General features: G+C 68.6%; 4 protein-coding genes and 1 pseudogene. 2 read left to right on the top strand and 3 right to left on the bottom strand.

Translation table 11 applies throughout. The features are described from left to right. Nucleotide 1: 1 nt before the first annotated feature. The 3 genes from AWB89_RS20455 to mutA all read right to left on the bottom strand — a co-directional run bounded on the left by AWB89_RS20455 (nucleotide 2) and on the right by mutA (nucleotide 5642). Nucleotides 2–1303, bottom strand: coding sequence for a hypothetical protein (locus AWB89_RS20455; RefSeq protein ID WP_241520550.1), 1302 nt, complete (start codon nucleotides 1301–1303; stop codon nucleotides 2–4). Between the two features lie 242 nt (nucleotides 1304–1545). Continuing rightward, the gene (gene scpA / locus AWB89_RS20460; protein WP_085096753.1) at nucleotides 1546–3798 is read right to left on the bottom strand and encodes a methylmalonyl-CoA mutase; all 2253 of its coding nucleotides are present in this window, start codon (nucleotides 3796–3798) and stop codon (nucleotides 1546–1548) included. Between the two features lie 2 nt (nucleotides 3799–3800). Beyond that, complete coding sequence (gene mutA, locus AWB89_RS20465; RefSeq protein WP_085176127.1) at nucleotides 3801–5642, bottom strand: methylmalonyl-CoA mutase small subunit; 1842 nt, start codon at nucleotides 5640–5642, stop codon at nucleotides 3801–3803. Between the two features lie 167 nt (nucleotides 5643–5809). Here mutA and AWB89_RS20470 point away from each other — a divergent pair, with 167 nt between their 5' ends. Both AWB89_RS20470 and AWB89_RS27080 read left to right on the top strand, forming a co-directional pair. Further along, nucleotides 5810–6562, top strand: coding sequence for a TVP38/TMEM64 family protein (locus AWB89_RS20470; RefSeq protein ID WP_085096760.1), 753 nt, complete (start codon nucleotides 5810–5812; stop codon nucleotides 6560–6562). Between the two features lie 124 nt (nucleotides 6563–6686). Then, nucleotides 6687–6941, top strand: a pseudogene (locus AWB89_RS27080) (hypothetical protein); the annotation flags it as partial.

A 6941-nucleotide genomic window follows, 5' to 3' on the forward strand; every position in this document is an offset into this window, starting at 1 on the left:
GTCAGAAAAGGTGCACGCTCCACACGCCGACGTTGTTGGCGGCTCCCGTCGGTATCACGGCAAGCGCCGCCACGATGCAGACGAAGGCCAGCAGGTTTCTCCTCGACGGCGCTTGCTCGATCTCCCGACGGTTGATCGCGTAGAGGACGTAGACCATTGCCACATCGCAGGTGATCAGGATCCACCAGCGGGTCCAGTCGACGGCCGTGACGAACACCGGAACCAGCAACGCCGACGCCAGCAGGGGCAACGTCAGATTGTGCCGAAGCTCGTGGAGGAAGGCCCGGACCGGAACGCCGGAGAAATAGCGGATCGTCCAGGCCGTGCCGACGAAGTACACCAACCCGAGGAGGAATGCGCCAAGGAGCGGGAAAAAGCCCCACCGGATCAGCATGCTGACGGCGCCGGATGTGTCGGCCTCGAAAATCGGGATCACGCGGCTGCACATGAAGTCGTGGAAGTCCGTCCGGCTCTCGACGCGACCGAGCATGTAATCCAGGGCCCTGTTCGGCGTCGTCGAAACCGCCCACGGATTTTCCACCATCCCGTGGGGCACTTGGGCACACAACTGCGCCACGAGATCGCGGCGGCTCAGCGCGGCGACCGACAGCGTCGAAAGGATCCCCGGACCGACGGCCAACACCGCGCATACTCGTTGTGAGCGACGCGTCGCGTCCTTCGACAGAACGATGATCGCCAGCACGGCGCCGAGCGCGAACGCCAGCGGAATCGCTTCGTGGACGAACGCCAGCACCGCGATCGCGATGCCATATAACGCGCTCAGGATCATCCGGGAGCGGGGCGTGCTTACCGCGGTAAGCGAAACGCTGAAGGCCAGCAATGCGGCCATGCCGAACAGTTCCGGATGCGGGCTGTAGACGGCATAGGAAAACGCGAACGGCAGCACCGGAACGACCAGCGCAAGAAGTGTTTTGCGCTGCGATCTGGCGCCCGTCGACACAATCCGCCACATCAGCACGGCCAGCGCGATCAGCCAAACCGCCATGGACACCCACAGGACCGCATACGCGGCGGTGAAGTAGTGGGACCGGGGAAATATGCGGAGGAGTTCGCCGCCGAGCCCGCGGCGCACGAATCCCGATTCGTAATTGACGACGTAGTACTGCAACCACCATAAATCGTTCGAAAAGACGATCCGCTGAAAAAACATGTGGGCGGCGACCCAGGCGATCACCCAAACCGACGTCAGGGCGTATACGCGTGGCAGCCGGTCCGCCAGGTCCGGCTGTCTGCGTCCAATAAGGTGACCGGCAGGATGCGTGTAAATTGCCAATACCGGCATCGCGGCCACCTTTCCCGATAAAGGTTGGCCGGAGAATAACCGACACCGCACGAATGCGATAGGGACTTTGGCCCTTCAGCGGAAGGGATTTTCGGTTCTTGGAATTGTTTGGACAATATCCAAAATTGGCGAAATCCACGATCAAATGGCCCGGTATGAATACGAAACGCGACGGCCGTCGGCGAAGCTACAGGCGCATCAGTGACAAGCCAAGATCAGCACGGCGTTCCGCGCACCGCGAACTAATCCAGCTTGTATTCAAGCCGCTCGGCGAGCTTGTGCAGCAGACCGATCGCGGCGTCGGCGATCACCGTCCCGGGCGGGAAGATGGCGGTGGCCCCGGCGGCGTACAGGTCGTCGAAGTCGCCGGGCGGGATGACGCCACCGACGACGATCATGATGTCGGGCCGTCCGACCTCGGCCAGGGCGTCGCGGAGTGCCGGCACCAGCGTCAGGTGGCCCGCGGCCAGTGAGGACACCCCGATGACATGCACGTCGTTGTCGGCGGCCTGGCGGGCGACCTCCTCGGGCGTGGAGAACAGCGACCCGACGTCGACGTCGAACCCGATGTCGGCGAAAGCCGTCGCGATCACCTTCTGCCCGCGGTCGTGGCCGTCCTGACCCATCTTGGCCACCAGAATCCTGGGCCGGCGCCCGTCGGCCTCGGCGAATTTCTCGACCAATTCGGTGGCGGTGGCGATGTTGGTGGCCTTTCCGGCTTCGTGACGGTAGACCCCGGCGATAGTACGGATCTCCGCCTGGTGACGGCCATACACCTTTTCCAGCGCGTCGGAGATCTCGCCGACCGTGGCCTTGGCCCGGGCCGCGTCGATGGCCAGCGCCAGCAGGTTGTTGCCCAAACCGTCGTCACCGGCGCGGCCGGTGGCGGCCGCGGCGCGCGACAGCTCGGCCAGGGCGGCGTCGACGGCCTGCTGGTCCCGGTTCGCGCGCAGCTCTTGAAGTTTCGCCAGCTGCTCGGCGCGCACGCGGCTGTTCTCGACCTTGAGGACCTCGATCTCCTGGTCCTCGTCGACCTGGTACTTGTTCACCCCGATCACCGGCTGCTGGCCGGAGTCGATGCGGGCCTGGGTGCGCGCGGCGGCCTCCTCGATGCGCATCTTGGGGATGCCGTCGTCGATGGCCTGCGCCATGCCGCCGTGCTCCGCGATCTCGGCCATGTGGGCGCGGGCCGCCTGCGCGAGCCGATGGGTCAGCCACTCCACGTAATAGGAACCGCCCCACGGGTCGATCGGCCGGGTGGTCCCCGACTCCTGCGCCAACAAAAGCTGGGTGTTGCGCGCGATCCGGGCGGAGAAGTCGGTGGGCAGCGCCAGCGCCTCGTCCAGCGCATTGGTGTGCAGCGACTGGGTGTGCCCCTGGGTGGCGGCCATCGCCTCGATGCAGGTGCGCGCGACGTTGTTGAAGGCGTCCTGGGCGGTCAGCGACCAGCCGGAGGTCTGCGAATGTGTGCGCAGCGACAGCGATTTGGGATTCTTGGGCCCGAACTGCGACACCAGTTCGCTCCACAGCAGCCGGCCGGCGCGCAGCTTGGCGACCTCCATGAAGAAGTTCATGCCGATGCCCCAGAAGAACGACAGCCGGGGCGCGAACTTGTCGATGTCCAGGCCGGCGTCCAGGCCCGCCTTGATGTAGTCAACGCCGTCGGCCAGCGTGTAGGCGAGCTCCAAATCCGCTGTGGCACCGGCCTCCTGGATGTGGTAACCGGAGATCGAGATGGAGTTGAACTTCGGCATCTTGGCGCTGGTGTAGGCGAAGATGTCGGAGATGATGCGCATCGACGGCTTGGGCGGGTAGATGTAGGTGTTGCGCACCATGAACTCTTTGAGGATGTCGTTCTGGATGGTGCCGGCCAGCTTCTCCGGCGGCACCCCCTGTTCCTCGGCAGCCACCACGTACAGCGCCAGGATGGGCAGCACTGCGCCGTTCATGGTCATCGACACGGACACCGCCGACAGGTCGATGCCGTCGAACAGCTGCCGCATGTCGAGGATGGAATCGATTGCCACACCGGCCATTCCGACGTCACCCTGGACGCGGGGGTGGTCGGAGTCGTAGCCGCGGTGCGTGGCCAGGTCGAAGGCCACGGATAGGCCCTTCTGGCCGGCGGCGAGGTTGCGCCGGTAGAACGCGTTGGAATCCGCGGCGGTGGAGAACCCGGCGTACTGGCGGATCGTCCAGGGCTGGTTGACGTACATGGTCGGATAGGGGCCGCGCACGAAGGGCGGCTCGCCGGGGAAGCTGTTCAGCGGATAGCCCTCGGCCACCGCGGTGGCGCGGTCTGCGGCGATGTACACCGGCTTGACGTCGATGCCCTCGGGCGTGTGCCAGTGCAGCTGTTCGGGGGCGTATCCGTGCGCCGACGCGGACGCGGCGGCCTGCTCTTCCGCGGCGGCCTCGGTGGGCGGCCGCCCGTCGCGATCGCCGTGCAGCGGGACGTCCGAGAAGTTGCCGATCGCGGGTGTGGTCATCGTCATAGCTACGCCCCCAATCGCGTGAGCAGATCCGACAAGGCTTGCACCGCATTGATCTTCGCGGTCAGGTATTCGTCCGGCCGGTGCTGGGCGTCGCCCAGCGCGCGCTCGGGCCCGGCCAGGCAGACCGTCTTGACGCCGGCGGTCCGGGCCGCCTCGACGGCGCCCGCGGCCTCGTCGTGATAGCGCTTGTCGGTACCGCAGATAACGGCCACGGCCGGCGAGCCGGCCGCCGCTACGGCCGCCGCGATCCCCGCGGCGTCGACCGGCCCGGGGTTGATCGCCTCGATGCCGCCCGAGGCCAGCAGGTTGGCGGCGAACGTCGCGCGAATGTTGTGTTCCGCCAACGGCCCCAGCGGCAGCAGCAGCGCCTTCGGGCGCGCGCCGGTGCGGGCCAAATAGGCGTCGGACCGATCCCGCAGCTCCTCGAATTGCGCGGCGTAGCGCCGGATTTCGGTCGCCGAATCGGCTTGGGGCAGCGGCGGTTCCTCGAGGTTCGGGTATTCGTTGACGCCGGTGATCGCGGTGCGCCGATGCGCGATGTCGTCGGCGCGCCCCGCGGCGACGCCGGCGATCCGCTCCGCGATGTGGTCGGTGGCGTCGGCGAATCCGCCGCGAGCCTCGATGTCCTGGAAGTGCTTCCAGGCCTGTTGCGCCAGCTGCTCGGTGAGGTCCTCGACGAACCACGACCCGCCGGCGGGGTCCAGCACCTGCCCGACGTGCGACTCCTCCAGCAGCAGCAGCTGGGTGTTGCGGGCGATGCGCCGCGAGAAGCCGTTGGCCACACCGGGAAAGCCGCCCGCGATGGCCACGTCGAACGGGAGCACCAGCACGGTGTCGGCGCCGCCGACCCCCGCGCCGAAGGCGGCCACGGTGCCGCGCAGCATGTTCACCCACGGGTCGCGCTGGGTCATCATCGGCAGCGAGGTCTCCGCGTGCACGACGGCGGCGCCGCCCTCGGGGTCGCCGACGACCTCGGCGACCCGCGCCCAGAGCCGGCGCGCGGCGCGCAGCTTGGCGATTGTCAGGAACTGGTCGTCGTCGGCGGCCAGCCGGAAGCTGATCTGCCGCAAGGCTTGTGCGACGGGGAGCCCGGATTCGGTGAGCAACCGCAGGTAGCCGACCGCGGCCGCGATGCTGCCGGCCAGCTCCCAGGTCGCGTTGGCGCCCAGGTTGTGCAGGGCGGGGCCGTCGACGGTGATCGCCCGCACGCCGCGGCTCGCGGCCGCGCGGGTCGCCGCCGCGACCACTTGCTCCGTCGAGGCGGACTCGCGGCCGCTGAGCTTCGCGGTCAGCGGGTCGGCGCCCAGGTCGACCGAGAGCGTGCCGCGCTGGTCCGGACCCAGCTCGTCGATCAGCGCCAGCAGGGCGTCGCAGGCCTCGGGGTAGTCGGCGCCGGCGTCGAGGATGACGGGCACCAGGTCGAGGTACACCCCCGAGAGCAATTGCGCGAGTTCGGCGGGTGCGACCCCGGACTGGCCCACCCTGATCCGCAGCGCGCTGACGCCTTCGGTGAGGGCGGCCAGCACCGCCGCGTTGCCGTCGCCGCCGGCAACGGGGAACGCCTCGGCCACCTTCCAGCCGGCGTTGACGTCGCGCAGCGCGTCTCCGCCACGCACGTACGGCCACTCGCCGGGCAGCGGCGGTTCGGGCAACTCGTCGAGCGCGGAGTAGAGCGCCCGGATGGCGATTCCGTCATACGTGGGGGTCTCCAGCAGCCGCTCCGGCTCGTCCCCGAGCTGGTCGGGATCCTTGCGGGTGCTCTTGGCCAGCACACCGGCGACCGCACTGCGCCAACGCCCGCGAACCTGTTCTAGGTCGGCGAGCTCGGGTACATCAATGGACACCGATTGCTCCCTTTATCCCTGCAAATGGGGCTCTGCCACGTACTAATGAGGCTAATTGATGGGGCCTCCCGGCTAAAAACCGCGCGGGCCGCAGTACAGGCGGATGGCCGGGGAAACGCCGCGACGGGAAAGGAATAATTCACTCCCGGCCCGTACCCTTGTCAGGCGTGACGGCTTCCGCCACCTGCAAAATCAACGCCAGACTGCGTGATCTCCGTGCCACGATGGGCGCGGCGGCGCGTCAGCTCTCCCGACCGCGGGCCCTTGCGGCAGTGGTCGGGATCACAGCGCTGATCGCGGCGGCCACCTGGCTCCCCCTGCCGACGCCGCTGCAGATGCGGGACTGGGCGGAGGCGGTGGGCCCCTGGTTCCCGTTGGCTTTCCTGGGCACTCACGTTCTGGCCACGGTGGTGCCGGTGCCCCGCACGGCGTTCACCCTGGCCGCCGGGCTCCTGTTCGGCCCGCTGCTGGGCGTCGCGATCGCGGTCGTCGCCAGCACGGTCAGCGCGGTGCTCGCGCTGCTGCTGGTGCGCGCGGCCGGGTGGCAGCTCAACCGCCTGATTCGCCACCGATCGATCGACACCGTCGACGAACGCCTGCGCCAACGCGGCTGGCTGGCCGTCCTGTCGCTGCGGCTGATCCCCGCGGTGCCATTTTCGGCGATCAACTACGCCGCCGGCGCGTCGACCGTGCGGCTGGCGCCTTACACGTTCGCCACCATCGCCGGGTTGCTGCCCGGCACCGCCGCGGTGGTGATCCTGGGCGATGCGCTCGCCGGTCATCCCAGCCCGGCGCTGCTCCTGGTGTCGCTGTGCACGGCCAGCCTCGGGGTGACCGGGCTGGTCTTCGAGATCCGCCAGCACCGCCGGCACCACCGCCGCACCACGCACACCGCCCCCGAGCCCGCCGCCGTCAGCTAACCGCGCCGGGGCTCGGTTTCCTGAAGCCAACCTGAAGACATGCGCCGTAATCGGCCCGCTTCAGCTTGATTTCAGCTTCGCTTCCTACCGTCGCTGCCACCAGCACAGCAAACCAGGAGGCACAGTGACCGTCGAGGAACCGATAAACAGCACACACCCCGCAGCCCCACCCTCGGTCCTGCATCGGCACCCCGTCGGCGTCGCGGTCGGCAGCGGGCTGGCCGGGCTCGTCGTGGGGGCGTTCGGGGCCGCCACGCTGATCGGCCTCTGGGCCCCGCCCTCCCTGCCGCCGGGGCTCGGTCTTCCGCCACCGCCGGCGGGCGCCTGGGGACCGCCGCCGTTCGCCTGGCATCCGCCGCCGCCCTGGGCCGCCCCGCCC

Source organism: Mycobacterium paraense (genome assembly GCF_002101815.1).
Classification (GTDB): Bacteria; Actinomycetota; Actinomycetes; order Mycobacteriales; family Mycobacteriaceae; genus Mycobacterium; species Mycobacterium paraense.

Bases quoted from the DNA above. Each gene is read 5' to 3' on its own strand.
- scpA (WP_085096753.1), bottom strand. From the start codon at position 3,798: ATGACGATGACCACACCCGCGATCGGCAACTTCTCGGACGTCCCGCTG.
- AWB89_RS20455 (WP_241520550.1), bottom strand. From the start codon at position 1,303: ATGCCGGTATTGGCAATTTACACGCATCCTGCCGGTCACCTTATTGGA.